The organism is Pedobacter sp. L105, assembly GCF_009765875.1.
Classification (GTDB): Bacteria; Bacteroidota; Bacteroidia; order Sphingobacteriales; family Sphingobacteriaceae; genus Pedobacter.
In genome coordinates this window covers 1-14,011 of sequence record NZ_LMUP01000011.1, presented here as the reverse complement: position 1 = coordinate 14,011, position 14,011 = coordinate 1, and the positions used below count along the sequence as shown (strand labels likewise).

Here is a 14,011-nt window from a genome sequence, read left to right as displayed (position 1 = left end):
TAACACTTATATATGTTATTCAGATTTTATTTTTTTTATAAGGTTTAATATATTTTTGTAAATAGAAATTTTTAAGGGTATTTTTAGCTTTGTAATTTTTTTTGAAATAATTAAATGACTCAGTTTAAGAGTAAATCTACAACAGCAAACGAAAAGAGATCGGCTTTTCCTATCATAGGAATGGGAGGATCTGCGGGCTCTTTTCATGCTTTTCAAAAGTTTTTTTTGCATATGCCCATCAAAAGCGGGATGGCATTTGTAATTATCATGCATTTGGATAAATCTCAGCATATCAATGTGGCTGGTATTCTTCAGCCCGTAACTTCAATGACCATTGCGGAGGCAGAGGATGGAACGCAGGTTAAACCCGACCATATTTATGTGATCCCTCCTGGCAAAGATATGGGTATCCATAACGGCCGCTTATTATTGATGGAGGCTTCGCGTTATAAAGGCGCCCATATGTCTATAGATTATTTTTTGCAAAGCCTGGCAGAAGACCAGTGGCATAATGCTGTAGCAATAATCTTTTCGGGAATGGGTGCAGATGGGGAAACAGGTGTAAGAATGATTAAGGAGAAATTGGGAATGATAATGGTACAGGATCCTGCGACAGCAGAATACCCGAGTATGCCCAGTACATCAATCAAAACACATATGGCAGATTATGTACTGCCCCCCGAAGATATGCCGGTTAAACTGATCCAATACCTGAGCCATCCGGCCATCCGTGAATCGCAATCTGAATCAGAGCAGTCTTTAAGTCAGGCGAACCATACGCATTTACAAAAAATACTAATGCTTTTGCGCTCGCATACCGGGCATGATTTTACATTGTATAAAAAAAGTACTATCGTCAGGAGGATTGAGCGGCGTATTGCCTTTCATCAGCTGCATGATTATGTTGATTATATCAATTATTTGAGGGAGAACCCTAATGAACTGGTATTGTTATTTAATGAGTTGCTGATAGGTGTTACCAAGTTTTTCAGGGACCATGATGCTTTTGATGCGCTAAAAAATAAACTTTATCCTCTGCTTGCTTCAAAAAAGGACGGGGATACCATACGGGTATGGATTGCCGGATGTTCTACCGGTGAAGAGGCTTATTCTATTGCAATTTTGTTAATTGAGTATTTGGATACGGTCAGATCAGTGAAAATGCCTAAGCTGCAAATCTTTGCGACAGACCTTGATCCGCAGGCCATTGACCACGCACGTTCTGCAAGTTATTTCTCCAACATCGCATCGGAAGTTTCGCCGGAAAGGCTGGAACGCTTTTTTATTAAGGTAAATGAAGGTTATGTAGTGAAAAAGGAAGTCCGTGAAATGATTGTTTTTGCACAGCACAACCTGATTAAAGATGCCCCTTTTACGCGTCTTGACCTGCTATGCTGTCGCAACGTACTGATTTACCTGACATCAGAACTGCAAAAGAAGATTATCCCTGTGTTTCATTATTCCCTGAATTCAAGCGGATTGTTATTTATGGGGCCTGCAGAATCTGTAGGTAGTTTTAGTGACAGTTTTATCAGCCTGGAAAACAAATGGAAGATCTTTAAAAGAAAAGAGGGGACTTCCGCAGTGGGGACGATGCTTGATTTTCCTTTTCATGTAGCCAATCAGCATACTAAAAACGTAAAGAGCCAGTTACCGATAAAAAGTATTAAAAACCCGCTTGCAGAAACTTTCCATAAAATTTTACTGGATAGTTTTACACCAACGGCACTGTTGCTAAATGAACGTGGAGACATCCTTTACATTAACGGACAGACTTCAAGATTTATGCAGATCAGTTCCGGGGAAGCCATTTTTAATATTCACCGCCTGGCTAAAGAAGAACTTAAATATGCATTGGGAAATGCACTGCACCAGGCGTGGGAGCGAAAGGGAAATGTTGAAGTTCCAGAAATTAAAGTAAAAGATAATAACTTTATTTATATCGTTGGCTTCAGGGTAGATTATCTGACAGAAATGCCCTTGCAGGATTTACTGCTGGTCACTTTTCATGACCATGGCCTGCAAAAGAAAAGACGTACATCAAAAGGCAAAAATATTGACCCTTCAAGAGAAGGTGCGGTAGAAGAACTGGAAAAGGAACTGATCTATACCAAACAACAGCTGCATAGTACGATAGAGCAAATGGAAACTTCGCTGGAAGAATTGAAGTCTACCAATGAAGAATTACAGAGTACCAATGAAGAATTACAAAGCACCAACGAAGAAGCACTGACTACAAAAGAAGAAATGCAGTCGCTGAATGAGGAGCTGATGACCATCAATCTGCAGTACCAGAATAAAGCAGAGGAGCTAACTCAGCTCAATAACGATATGAAGAACCTGCTGGACAATACGGAAATAGGAACCATATTTTTGGATAACCAACTCAATATTCTTCGTTTTACCCCACAGGTAACTAAATTATTCAATGTTATTCCAGGGGATATCGGCAGGTCAATCACACATATCGTGTCAAATTTTGATTATCCATCGCTGGAAGATGCGATCAAAGAAGTAATTGAAAGATTAGTAGGGAAAGAGATGGAGGTCAGTACGAAAAAAGGGGAATGGTATAACCTGAGGATCATGCCTTATCGTACAATGGATAATTTTATCAACGGTGCGGTAGTTACTTTTACCAAAATCACACCGGTAAAGGCAATGGAAAATAAGCTTATCGGTACACTGATTTATGCAAAGGCAATGATAGACCTTTTACCGGATGCAGCGGTTGTTTTGGATAAGGACAAAAAGGTGCTTATAGTAAACAATACGTTCTTGCAGCAATTTAATTTAAAAGAAGAAGATATCAGTGAACAATCTTTTATGGAAATTGTTCACAACAAATGGAAAACGTCTAAGCTGGATCAGCTGCTGCTTTCTGGCGTTCCGGATGAAATATTTATACAACATGATTTTCAGGCTTCCGGGCTTAAAGATCTGTTTGTAAGTTTTAAGCCTATTAGTTATAATCAAAAAGGCAAGAGTTTAGTATCATTAGTTACATTTAAAAATCAGGACAGTGAATAAAGATCAAAATTCGGCTAAAGATAAAAATAGTATTCTGGTTAATAAACCTGCCGGCAGATGGCTTCGTCATAAAGAGTCGTTTCCGGAGAATACAAATCTGAGCGCTGATGAGATCAATATCCTGTTAAACGAATTACAGGTTTACCAGCTGGAACTGGAAATGCAGAATGATGAGTTAAAGGCATCTTATTTAACTATCGACCAGGAAAGGGCAAAGTTTGTTGGTCTGTATGACCTTGCCCCGGTAGGTTATTTTATCCTGGATTACCTGGGGATAGTAGAGGAAGCCAATCAAAATGGGGTTGACCTGCTGAATATTTCTAAACAAACCATACTCCGCAGAAGATTTCAAAGTTTTATTGCCCCTCCATCCTGGGAAGATTTTTATAATTTTCTGCACCGTATGCAGCACGGGGATGGGAAGCAGAGTGCCGAAATCAGGTTAACGCTGCCCAGCGGACAAATCGTTTATACACGAATGGAGGGCATAGCGATACCCAATATCGTTGTGGCCGATATTAAGTATTATATCACCATAATCGATGTTACGGAAAGCAGAAATGCGCAGCATATCCTTAAAGAAACAAAAGAACGGCTCGAAATGACGTTGAAGGCTTCTGCTACAGGAACCTGGACTATCGCTTGCGGTTCAAATACTGTTTTTCTGGATACCCACAGTTATAAAATTATGGGTATTAAAGACTGGCAATTCAATGGCACGATAAAGGGATTAATAGAGCGGGTGTATCCCGAGGATCAGCTTTATGTCCGTCATCAGCTCATGAGTGCCGTAAACGGCCTGAAAGATATAGATCTGGAGTTTAGGATTACCGATGAGGCCGGGGAGATAAAGTATATCGCTGCGAAAGGACATGAAATTGAAATGCTGGATGAAAGTAATTGTTTTGCAGGTATACTGATGGATATTACGGAACGTAAAAAGATGGAACAGGAAGCTGAACTGCTAAAGAACGGTCAGCAAAAACTGATTCTTTCCGCAACGTTAACCGCACAGGAAAAAGAACGCAATACGATTAGCAGGGCACTCCATGATAGTGTATGCCAGCTGCTTTATGGGATACGATTGAACCTGGAGAGCATACAGCGCAGCCATAACCTTAAAGGAGAATTTAAGAATGTGAATGCTATGCTGGACCAGGCGATCAAGGAAACCCGGGATCTTTCTTATGAGCTTACTCCATCGGTACTTAAAGATTTCGGTTTTGCAGCTGGAACAAAAGAGATGGCCCAGCGCACCAGTACCCCCGATTTTCAGATTGATACTTTTATTGACGAAGACGCTGATCTTCTTCATCCTGATGTGCAGTTATACATTTTCAGGATGATCCAGGAGCTGATCAATAACTGTATCAAACATGCGCATGCTACCCGTGCTGAGATTAAGGTGAGTTTACAAAATGAGCACGTTCTTGTAAGGGTTACGGACAATGGAAGAGGCTTTTCTAAGGATACAGAAGAAGCCAGCAGGACAGGGTCTGGTTTGAGTGGCATCAGGAACCGGGTATATTTATTAAACGGAAAGATTAAATTTAACAGTACAAAAAAAGGACTGGTTGTAACGATAACATTTAGTAAAGTGCCGGAAATTTCGGCTTAAGATTTTAGCTCATATGATGGAACACGATGAAGCCAAAAATATAATTACAATAGGCACTTCCGCGGGAGGTATTGCTGCGGTATCAAGATTAATGGCCACTTTTAACCTTGATCTGGATGCTGCTGTATTTGTGGTGATCCACGTGTCCAGAATGTCTATGACTGAAGTCATTTTAAATACGATACAAAGACATACAGTGTTGAAATGTGTGATTCCCAAAGATCAGCAGCGGATCGAAAACAAAACGATTTATCTTGCTCCGGCAGATCACCATATGCTGATTGAGAAAGGAACGATCAGCATCACTAAAGGAGCATATGAAAATCACTGGAGACCTTCTATAGATGTGCTTTTTCGTTCGGCGGCAGCATCTTATAATGCCTGTGTAACCGGTATTATCCTCACTGGTTTGCTGGATGACGGTACATCAGGTATGCATGCCATAAAAAGAAGCGGAGGGTTGTGCATTGTTCAGGATCCTGCAGAAGCAGATTTTCCCGATATGCCAAATAGCGTAATACATCAGGTAGATGTAGATTATAAATTATCTGTAAATGAAATGGGGTACATCCTTACAGACCTTTTTACCCGGGGCTCATGTACGGAGATAGAAGTGCCGGCAGATATAAAACTGGAAGCGCAGATTGCTAAACGAATGACCAGCAGTTTAAATGATAACCTGCAATTAGGTGAGCCGACGTCACTCACCTGCCCTGATTGCGGCGGTGTTCTGGTAAAGGTTAACCAGGATATTATTCCCCGCTACCGCTGTTATACAGGGCATACTTTTACCGGGAAAATATTAGAAGAGGCACAGCTGAATGGAATTGAAGATTCGCTGTGGGTGGCCATCAGAATGCTGGAAGAGAGAAAAAACCTGTTATTGAATATGGGTAAATATGAGCTTGATGCGAATCAGGGGCAATCCGGTTCAGGCAAGCAAAAACATGCGGAGGAAATCCAGGTGCATGTAGACAGGTTGAAAGGGGTACTGATGGAACTCGGAACAAATAACGAAGCGTCAAATAATTGATCATCACTAATTTTTAAAAAGAAATTTTATGTTAAACTTAATGCTGGCAGAAGACCACAATATTGTTCGTAATGGAATCCGTATGCTACTGGAAGCTGATAAAGAAATCAGTATAGCAGGAGAAGCTACGAACGGCCTTGAGGTGCTGAATATGATTGCCGGCGGCCTTAAAGCGGATATAGTTCTGGCAGATATCAATATGCCGGAAATGGATGGTATTTCATTGATCAGGGAGCTAAAAGTGATTAGTCCTGAAACACGGATCGTGATGCTTTCTATGCTGGATAACGAGAAATATGTAGCACAGGCATTTTCTGAAGGTGCTTCTGGTTACCTGCTAAAAAATGTAAGTGCTGATGAGCTGGTTTTTGCTTTAAAGCATGTCAATGCAGGCGAGAAATATTTATGTTCGGAGTTATCTATCAGATTGTTGGACAGATTGATACAGATTGCAAATGTGCCTGTTAACCAAAATAATCCACCTGTAGATTTTTCTATGAGGGAAATTGAAATCCTGCACTTAATTGCTGAAGGTTTGACCAATAATGAAATGTCTGAAAAACTGTTTATCAGTAAGCGTACCATAGAAGGGCACAGACAAAGCCTGATTGAAAAAACAGGATCAAGGAATACAGCCGCATTGATCAGGTTTGCTGTTTTAAGTGGAATTGTACAGTAAAAAGATATATCATTTCTTTCGGGTGTTTTTAGCACTTATTTACAGTATTATTACGTTGAAAGAGTGAAATATTTTTAGTTAATATTAGGAAAGTTTAACTAATTACCCTAATACTAATTACAATGAATAAAGCTTTAGATCGCCTTAATTTTCCCGAAGAAACATTCAGGACAATCTGGAGGGATAAAAATATAACAGCAGAGACAAAGACGATGCGCGTATTAATCCCTCTGGTTTTAACTTTTCTCCTGATCTGTTCCCATCAGCTTTTTTTTAAGCATATCACTACGGTTCCTTATATTCTGTTATTTTGCATTATTCTGGTCAGTGCAAGTTACGGAGTAGGAAGGGGCGCTTTGTCTGCTACGCTGATTACTTTTTTTGGTGCTGTTGTTGATTATTCTTTCAGTAGCGAGACTGGTATCTTCACTCTGTTGTTATATCTGATTGCGGGGTTGTTCTTATCTGCACAGCTGCATTTTTTTATGCATCACCAGCGCAAACAGGATAACACACTGATAGAAACGAATGAAACCACTAAAGAGCTCATCAGGATGGAAAAAAATCAGGAAGACTTTGTAAATATGGCTTCCCACGAGCTTAAGCTACCCGTTACGATATTAAAAGCTTATGCGCAAATGGTTTATCTTAAAAAAGATAAACCCGGATTTGATGAGAATTACCTGAGTATTACGGAGAAAATGGATGTGCAGCTAGACAAATTATTAAATATCATAGCAGACCTTCAGGATGCCACCAGAGTCAATTCAGACTCGCTTACCTGTTTGATGAATGAGTTTAACCTCAACGAAAGTTTGAGAAATACAGTAGATGAAATGTTAGTCTCTCATCCGGATGTAGTGATAGAATATGAGCTGGCTTATCCGGATCCACTAATCAAAGGAGATAGAGATCGCATAGAACAGGTAGTCAATAATTTGATAGGTAATGGATTAAAGTATTCCGGAGCTGAGAAATTTATTAAGATCACTAGTGTGATCGAAGAAGATGGTATCAAAGTAACCATAGCAGATCATGGTTATGGTATTGCGCCTGAAAAACAGTCCTATATTTTTGACCGTTTTTTTAGGGCAGGCTCGGCACAATTGAAAAAATTACCGGGGCTTGGGCTGGGATTGTTTATTTGTAAAGAAATTATCAAACAGCATCAGGGCACTATTGGTGTAAAAAGTGAAGTGGGACGAGGTTCTGAGTTCTGGTTTTGTCTGCCAAGATGAATTGAACCGGAATTATTTATCTTTTATGGTTTATCGGTTTTTATAGTTTCATCGGCTGATGGCACTGGCTTGCTGTGGTAATTGACAACCGCTTCGTATATCTGCTGATCAGTAATATATTCTGATATGGTGTACACATTTAAATTTACACTCATAATTTATCGCAGCTTATTTATTTTGTTTAATTTTAGCGGCATTAAGTGATATCTCATTATTCTAAAAATTTTGGACAAGGAACCGACTCAGATAAAAGATCTTGAAAAACAAGTTGCGGCACGTGAGGCTGTTAAATTTATTCGTGATAACGACATAGTAGGATTAGGAACAGGGTCTACTGCCTATTTTGCTATCCTGGAAGTAGCCGAACTGGTGAAAAAAGGACTGAACATTAAAGGGGTGCCAACCTCAGAACATACAGCATCATTAGCTACTTCTTTAGGTATTGAACTGCTCGACATGAAGGATGTGCAGTCTATCGATGTAACTATAGATGGGGCGGATGAGTTTGATGAGCAGTTGAACCTGATCAAAGGTGGTGGTGGTGCTTTATTCCGTGAAAAAATCATTGCTTCTCTAACAAAAAAGGAAATTATCATTGCTGATTCCGGTAAAAAAGTAGCCCGGCTAGGCGCTTTCAAAGTGCCGGTTGAAATTGTTCCTATGGCGTTGAATTATGTAGTAAAAGAACTGGCTAAATTGAATGGAAAAGGGCTGGTTAGAATGAAAGACGGTTCTCCTTTTATAACTGATAACCATAATATCATTGTTGATGCAGACTTTGGCCTGATCAGTGATGCTGCCGCATTGTCGGAAAGTTTGAACCAGATTGAAGGCATACTGGGGCACGGGCTGTTTGTTAACCTTACCGCTATGGTGATCATGGGGAAAGGTGAGGAGACCATTACCTATACTAAATAAGAGAAATTCATTCCCTATTTGTTTCTAAAACCTTATCTTTGTATCAGAAAGATCACCTTGTAAGTGATTAGCAAATCATATTAATTAATTCACATATAAATCATAGTTGTAGATGATTAACATTACTTTACCGGACGGCTCAGTACGTCCGTATGAAAATGGGACAAGTGCCCATAAGATCGCCTTATCTATTTCTGAAGGCTTAGCCCGTAATGTACTGGCTGCAGAAGTTAACGGAGAAGTCTGGGATTCGTCCAGACCAATTGACAAAGATTCATCAGTTAAGCTGCTTACCTGGAATGATACTGCCGGCAAGGCTACGTTCTGGCACTCTTCTGCACATATTATGGCAGAAGCCCTGGAAGCACTCTATCCGGGTACAAAATTTGGCATTGGCCCTGCTATTGAAACAGGATTTTATTATGATGTTGATTTTGGCGACCATGAGTTTTCTTCGGATGACTTTAAAGCTATTGAAGCTAAGTTTATGGAGCTGGCCAAACAAAAAGAAGTTTTTGAGCGTACCAGTGTATCTAAAGCTGATGCCATTACCTATTTCACTGAAAAAGGTGATGAATATAAGTTAGACCTGATCCAGGGATTGGAAGACGGGAAGATCACTTTTTATAAACAGGGTGCTTTTACCGATCTGTGCCGTGGCCCGCACATTCCAAACACTGGTTTTATCAAAGCTGTAAAGCTGATGAATGTTGCCGGTGCATACTGGAGAGGTGATGAGACTAAAAAACAGTTAACCCGGATCTATGGCGTAACTTTTCCAAAAGCGAGCGAACTGACTGAGTACCTGCTGATGATTGAGGAAGCTAAAAAACGCGACCACAGGAAATTAGGTAAGGAACTGGAGTTATTTGCTTTCTCTGAAAAAGTAGGTGCAGGCTTGCCTTTATGGCTGCCTAAAGGAACTGCTTTGCGTGAGCGTTTGGTGAATTTCTTAACCAAAGCACAGGGGAAAGCAGGTTACGAGCAGGTAATTACTCCGCATATTGGCTCTAAAAGTCTGTATGTAACTTCGGGTCACTGGGATAAATACGGTAAGGATTCCTTCCAGCCTATTAAAACCCCGCAGGAAGGAGAAGAGTTCATGTTAAAACCGATGAACTGCCCGCATCACTGTGAAATCTATAAAGTTAAACCGCGTTCTTATAAAGACCTTCCATTGCGTCTTGCTGAATTTGGTACTGTATACCGTTACGAACAAAGTGGTGAGCTGCATGGCCTAACCAGGGTTCGTGGTTTTACACAGGATGATGCGCATTTATTTTGTCGCCCAGACCAGGTGAAAGAAGAATTTAAAAAAGTAATCGATCTGGTATTGTATGTATTTAAATCATTAGGTTTTACTGATTATACTGCACAGATCTCTCTGAGAGATCCGGAGAATAAATCTAAGTATATCGGCTCTGATGAAAACTGGAAACTGGCCGAAAGTGCAATTGTAGAGGCATCTGAAGAAAAAGGACTGCGCACAGTGGTTGAATTAGGCGAGGCTGCATTTTACGGTCCGAAACTGGATTTTATGGTAAAAGATGCTTTAGGCAGGAAGTGGCAATTGGGAACTATTCAGGTAGATTACAATCTTCCTGAAAGATTTGAATTGGAATATACCGGAAGCGATAACCTTAAACACAGACCGGTGATGATTCATAGGGCCCCATTTGGTTCCCTGGAGCGTTTTATAGCTGTTTTGATTGAACATTGTGCCGGTAATTTTCCATTATGGCTTTCACCTGAACAATTTATAATCCTTCCTATTTCAGAAAAGTATGAAGATTATGCCAAAAAAGTTTCAGATGAACTAAATAATTCCGATATTCGCGGTTTGATTGACTTCCGGGATGAGAAAATCGGGAGGAAGATTAGGGATGCAGAGGTGAAAAAGACGCCATATATGTTGATTATTGGCGAAAAAGAGATGCTGGAAGGCAAGTTATCCGTGAGAAAACATGGTGAAGGGGATTTGGGAGAGATGACCATCCAGGCATTTAGTGAATTATTAATTAAAGAAATAACAGTTTAAATAGTATATAAATTTGGCATTAGGCAGACCAGGATTTAATAGGGGACCACGTCCTCCTTTTAAGAAAAAAGAAGCAGAACATAATATTAATCAGTTTATCCGTGCCCAGGAGGTGAGGTTAGCTGGAGATAATGTTGAACCAGGGATTTATCCGTTGGCAAAAGCTTTAGCCCTATCTGAAGAACTGGAACTGGATCTGGTAGAAATATCACCTAACGCAGTGCCTCCGGTTTGTAGAATAATCGATTACAGCAAGTTCGTTTACGAGCAAAAGAAAAAGCAGAAAGAGATTAAGGCAAATGCTAAGCAAACAGTAATTAAGGAGATCCGTTTTGGTCCGAATACCAATGATCATGATTTTCAGTTCAAACTGAAACATGCGCAGAGTTTTTTGGAGAGCGGTGAAAAAGTAAGGGCTTATGTACATTTCAAGGGTAGGGCAATCGTTTACAAAGAGCAGGGAGAGATCTTATTGCTTAAGTTTGCACAGGCTTTGGAAGATATAGGTAAGGTTGAATTGTTACCTAAGTTAGAAGGTAAACGTATGTTCCTTACCCTGGCTCCGAAAGTTGTAAAAAAATAATATAATAAATTACATAAATAAGAATAGGTTATGCCAAAAATGAAAACCAATTCCAGTGCTAAAAAGCGCTTTAGGCTTACTGGAACAGGTAAAATCGCTAGAAAGAACGCATACAAAAGTCACATCTTAACCAAGATGTCTACTAAACGTAAGCGTAATTTGGGTCACACCTCAATGGTGTCAGCTGCTGATATGGGCAACGTTAAGCGTATGCTTGCTATCGGTAAATAATAAATTTTTTTAACCAGGTACCCGGTAGTAAGTTTGCTGAAATACGCAACACCGTTTATCAAAAAACAACAACACTATGCCACGTTCGGTAAACGCAGTAGCTTCGAGAAGAAGACGGAAAAAAGTCCTTAATATGGCCAAAGGCTATTGGGGATCAAGAAGTAAAGTATTCACTGTAGCAAAAAATACGGTTGAGAAAGGTTTGCAATATGCATACCGTGACCGTAAAGTTAAGAAAAGAGAATTCCGCGGTTTGTGGATTCAGCGTATCAACGCTGGAGCTCGTCAGCACGGTATTTCTTACTCTCAATTGATTGGTAAATTAGCAACTAAAAACATTGGTTTAAACCGTAAGGTTTTAGCTGATTTAGCTATGAATCATCCAGAAGCTTTCAAAGCAGTAATTGATACAGTTAAATAGATATAATGTCTTAACATAAAAAAAGGGAGCAATTTTGCTCCCTTTTTTTATGTCTAATATTTTGATTATTGCTTTGCAGCTGCAGCTTTTTTGCTCGCTTTTCTGGCAGCTTTTTTCTCTTTAGATTTTTCCTGCATGGCATCCCATTTTTTCTTTTGTACGGGAGTTAGTATCTGTTCCAGTTTAGCGTCAGTAGCTTTCTTTATTTCTTTATGCTCGCCTTTTTTTGCTTTTTTACTTTCACTGCTGTTATTATGCAGTGCGCCGGCCTTCTTAAACTTATCCAGTTCTATGGCATAAACCTTTGATTTCTGATCTGCAGACAGCGTTAGCTTTTTCTGTAACGCTGCTGTAGCTTTTTCTGCCCTTTGTTCTGCTGTAGGTTGTTTGGTACTTCCTGTAGTCTGTGCAAAGCTGCCAGTAAATGCAATTGCAGCGATGGCCAGTGTTAAAAATATTCTTTTCATGGCTTGTAATTTGATAGATAGAGTGTGAAAAAGTTGAATAGTTTAATTTTATCGGTTAAACTACTAATTTTTGTTCATCTGTGAAAGTGATTTCTGCATTTGCGACATCATATTGGTTAGGGTTTCTATGGTAGGCTCAGGCGTTGGGTCGGGCAGGGTAGAGCTGATATAGGCTTTTGCTTTCCAGATCTCCAGGATATCGTCGGCCGGAACCAGATAAGGATCGTATAGTTTATTATCCGATACCAGTTTCAGCTCTTTGTTTTCTTTAAACTTATTTCCGGCACGTTTATAAACTACCCCTTCATTCTTGCTGACAATCACATAGGTTTCACCGGTTTTTACATCATTCCAGTTGTCTACATATTCTCCAATGATCACACTTCCGGGTTGAATAGGGAGCATAGAGTCTCCAATAATTTCAAATGCCCTGAAAGTCCCTTGTTTAAGCGCAGGCAGGGGCAACTGGAATTTGGGTAGGTCTTTGATATATTCAGGGTCTGCAAATCCGTTCAGGTAACCTGCACTGGCCTTAACAGGAACCATTTCAATATTCTCATTGTCATCCTGATCAACAGAGATACTCAATATACGGAGGTTAGAACCCTGGCTTTTTAATTTTGGTTTCCACTTGTCATTGATGATTTCATTGATAAATTCATCAATGGTAAGTTCAAAGCTTTCTGCTATTTTTTTTAGTAATTCATATTTAGGTTCTGCGCGGTCTTCTTCATAGGCGCCAACTAATGATCTTTTAATTCCCATTAAATCAGCAAATTGCTGTTGTGTAAGGCCTTTTTTCTTTCTTAAGTATTTGAGATTGCTGGAAATATTTGACATAAAATAAAAGATTATAAATAATTTGTTTTTACTAAAATAGTTAGTATTATTGTACCAATAAAGTTAGTAATATTTATTCGCACTGCAAATATATATACTAATTTAATTAGTGGTAATAATTAAAGCTGAAAGCAATGAAAAAATTTGTCTACATCGTAACCGATAGAAACCGTACCAGTTTGCATGTTGGAATGAGCGCTGATCTGATTAAGACGCTTGATTTTTATAAACAGATGCCAAGCCTGTTTTTTGATAGCGGACAGCAGCTTACCAGGCTGGTTTATTTTGAAGAATTTAAAACTGAGCTTCAGGCATTAAACCGCTTTAAGCTGATCAGCAGGTTTACCAGAATGCAGAAAGAACGTTTGGTGCGTTCCTGTAACCCAGACTGGATCGATCTGACGATAGGCCTGGATTTTGAGCACATCACTATGAACAGGCCAATTCCAACGCAGGTGAAAATGGCATTGAACATGATGTCGTAGAACCGGTGTTTGAAGGTAAGAAATATTAACGTTTAACCAAATATGAATAGTAGGGAATCACAGAAAAATACGGTGACTGATGAGATGATCATGAACCGGATCTATGTGCTCAGGGGACAGAAAGTGATGATAGATATTGATCTTGCTGTACTTTACCAGATAGATGTAGCCAAAATGAGGATGCTTACAGGTAAAAAAACAGGTCGCTTTCCAGATGATTTTATGTTCAGGCTTAATCTGGAAGATTATGACTCCTTAAAACGTCAGGATAGTACCGTGAACCGCAATACGTTACTCACAGACTTTCCTTTTGCTTTTACTGATTTATGTAAAGCTTTACATAATTCTGTTTATGTAAGCTAAAAGATTATGTAAACTCTTTTCAAGAAGTGGCCTTATTGGCCATTTATGCTTGTGTTTTTTACATAAC

Annotated in this window: 15 protein-coding genes; 12 read left to right on the top strand and 3 right to left on the bottom strand. The window is 39.5% G+C overall.

Annotated elements, in window-relative coordinates; all coding sequences use genetic code 11:
• Positions 1 to 114 precede the first annotated feature (114 nt).
• From GSQ84_RS22555 to GSQ84_RS22535, 5 genes are all read left to right on the top strand, one after another.
• Entirely contained in the window at positions 115 to 3,030 is a 2,916-nt protein-coding gene (locus GSQ84_RS22555) for a CheR family methyltransferase (RefSeq protein WP_158799644.1), read from the top strand.
• Complete coding sequence (locus GSQ84_RS22550; protein ID WP_158799643.1) at positions 3,023 to 4,648, top strand: PAS domain-containing protein; 1,626 nt, start codon at positions 3,023 to 3,025, stop codon at positions 4,646 to 4,648. Before GSQ84_RS22555 ends, GSQ84_RS22550 begins: the two co-directional genes overlap by 8 nt.
• A 13-nt stretch (positions 4,649 to 4,661) precedes the next feature.
• Positions 4,662 to 5,681 (top strand): chemotaxis protein CheB, encoded by a 1,020-nt coding sequence (locus GSQ84_RS22545; RefSeq protein ID WP_158799642.1) that lies wholly within the window; start codon positions 4,662 to 4,664, stop codon positions 5,679 to 5,681.
• Positions 5,682 to 5,709: 28 nt separating this feature from the next.
• Positions 5,710 to 6,360, top strand: a complete 651-nt coding sequence (locus GSQ84_RS22540; protein ID WP_158799641.1) for a response regulator transcription factor — start codon at positions 5,710 to 5,712, stop codon at positions 6,358 to 6,360.
• A gap of 122 nt (positions 6,361 to 6,482) precedes the next feature.
• Complete coding sequence (locus GSQ84_RS22535) at positions 6,483 to 7,598, top strand: cell wall metabolism sensor histidine kinase WalK (protein ID WP_158799640.1); 1,116 nt, start codon at positions 6,483 to 6,485, stop codon at positions 7,596 to 7,598.
• A gap of 23 nt (positions 7,599 to 7,621) precedes the next feature.
• On the opposite strand, the gene GSQ84_RS28220 is transcribed toward GSQ84_RS22535, so the two are convergent.
• Positions 7,622 to 7,753: a hypothetical protein gene (locus GSQ84_RS28220; RefSeq protein WP_256377544.1), complete on the bottom strand. Its 132-nt coding sequence runs from the start codon at positions 7,751 to 7,753 to the stop codon at positions 7,622 to 7,624.
• A gap of 70 nt (positions 7,754 to 7,823) precedes the next feature.
• Between GSQ84_RS28220 and rpiA the strand changes: the two genes are divergently transcribed.
• From rpiA to rplT, 5 genes are all read left to right on the top strand, one after another.
• Positions 7,824 to 8,516, top strand: coding sequence for a ribose-5-phosphate isomerase RpiA (gene rpiA, locus GSQ84_RS22530; protein ID WP_254070952.1), 693 nt, complete (start codon positions 7,824 to 7,826; stop codon positions 8,514 to 8,516).
• A 112-nt stretch (positions 8,517 to 8,628) separates the two neighbouring features.
• On the top strand, positions 8,629 to 10,554 hold the full coding sequence (gene thrS / locus GSQ84_RS22525) for a threonine--tRNA ligase (protein WP_158799639.1): 1,926 nt from the start codon (positions 8,629 to 8,631) through the stop codon (positions 10,552 to 10,554).
• A gap of 13 nt (positions 10,555 to 10,567) precedes the next feature.
• On the top strand, positions 10,568 to 11,137 hold the full coding sequence (gene infC, locus GSQ84_RS22520) for a translation initiation factor IF-3 (protein ID WP_158799638.1): 570 nt from the start codon (positions 10,568 to 10,570) through the stop codon (positions 11,135 to 11,137).
• Between the two features lie 30 nt (positions 11,138 to 11,167).
• Complete coding sequence (gene rpmI, locus GSQ84_RS22515; protein WP_158799637.1) at positions 11,168 to 11,368, top strand: 50S ribosomal protein L35; 201 nt, start codon at positions 11,168 to 11,170, stop codon at positions 11,366 to 11,368.
• 76 nt (positions 11,369 to 11,444) lie between these two features.
• The gene (gene rplT, locus GSQ84_RS22510) at positions 11,445 to 11,789 is read left to right on the top strand and encodes a 50S ribosomal protein L20 (protein WP_037439531.1); all 345 of its coding nucleotides are present in this window, start codon (positions 11,445 to 11,447) and stop codon (positions 11,787 to 11,789) included.
• 65 nt (positions 11,790 to 11,854) lie between these two features.
• On the opposite strand, the gene GSQ84_RS22505 is transcribed toward rplT, so the two are convergent.
• Together GSQ84_RS22505 and GSQ84_RS22500 are read right to left on the bottom strand one after the other, a co-directional pair.
• The gene (locus GSQ84_RS22505; protein ID WP_158799636.1) at positions 11,855 to 12,256 is read right to left on the bottom strand and encodes a hypothetical protein; all 402 of its coding nucleotides are present in this window, start codon (positions 12,254 to 12,256) and stop codon (positions 11,855 to 11,857) included.
• Positions 12,257 to 12,319: 63 nt separating this feature from the next.
• Positions 12,320 to 13,096, bottom strand: a complete 777-nt coding sequence (locus tag GSQ84_RS22500) for a LexA family transcriptional regulator (RefSeq protein WP_158799635.1) — start codon at positions 13,094 to 13,096, stop codon at positions 12,320 to 12,322.
• A gap of 134 nt (positions 13,097 to 13,230) precedes the next feature.
• Here GSQ84_RS22500 and GSQ84_RS22495 point away from each other — a divergent pair, with 134 nt between their 5' ends.
• Both GSQ84_RS22495 and GSQ84_RS22490 read left to right on the top strand, forming a co-directional pair.
• A complete protein-coding gene (locus tag GSQ84_RS22495) occupies positions 13,231 to 13,581 on the top strand; it encodes a GIY-YIG nuclease family protein (protein ID WP_158799634.1) in 351 nt (116 codons plus the stop codon).
• Between the two features lie 42 nt (positions 13,582 to 13,623).
• The gene (locus GSQ84_RS22490; protein WP_158799633.1) at positions 13,624 to 13,944 is read left to right on the top strand and encodes an ORF6N domain-containing protein; all 321 of its coding nucleotides are present in this window, start codon (positions 13,624 to 13,626) and stop codon (positions 13,942 to 13,944) included.
• Positions 13,945 to 14,011 lie beyond the last annotated feature (67 nt).

Excerpts from the sequence above, each read along its gene's own strand:
- GSQ84_RS22555 (WP_158799644.1), top strand. The coding sequence starts at position 115 with ATGACTCAGTTTAAGAGTAAATCTACAACAGCAAACGAAAAGAGATCG.
- rplT (WP_037439531.1), top strand. The coding sequence starts at position 11,445 with ATGCCACGTTCGGTAAACGCAGTAGCTTCGAGAAGAAGACGGAAAAAA.
- GSQ84_RS22500 (WP_158799635.1), bottom strand. The coding sequence starts at position 13,096 with ATGTCAAATATTTCCAGCAATCTCAAATACTTAAGAAAGAAAAAAGGC.
- GSQ84_RS22545 (WP_158799642.1), top strand. The coding sequence starts at position 4,662 with ATGATGGAACACGATGAAGCCAAAAATATAATTACAATAGGCACTTCC.
- GSQ84_RS28220 (WP_256377544.1), bottom strand. The coding sequence starts at position 7,753 with ATGAGTGTAAATTTAAATGTGTACACCATATCAGAATATATTACTGAT.
- GSQ84_RS22495 (WP_158799634.1), top strand. The coding sequence starts at position 13,231 with ATGAAAAAATTTGTCTACATCGTAACCGATAGAAACCGTACCAGTTTG.
- GSQ84_RS22540 (WP_158799641.1), top strand. The coding sequence starts at position 5,710 with ATGTTAAACTTAATGCTGGCAGAAGACCACAATATTGTTCGTAATGGA.
- GSQ84_RS22505 (WP_158799636.1), bottom strand. The coding sequence starts at position 12,256 with ATGAAAAGAATATTTTTAACACTGGCCATCGCTGCAATTGCATTTACT.
- GSQ84_RS22535 (WP_158799640.1), top strand. The coding sequence starts at position 6,483 with ATGAATAAAGCTTTAGATCGCCTTAATTTTCCCGAAGAAACATTCAGG.
- GSQ84_RS22490 (WP_158799633.1), top strand. The coding sequence starts at position 13,624 with ATGAATAGTAGGGAATCACAGAAAAATACGGTGACTGATGAGATGATC.
- thrS (WP_158799639.1), top strand. The coding sequence starts at position 8,629 with ATGATTAACATTACTTTACCGGACGGCTCAGTACGTCCGTATGAAAAT.
- rpmI (WP_158799637.1), top strand. The coding sequence starts at position 11,168 with ATGCCAAAAATGAAAACCAATTCCAGTGCTAAAAAGCGCTTTAGGCTT.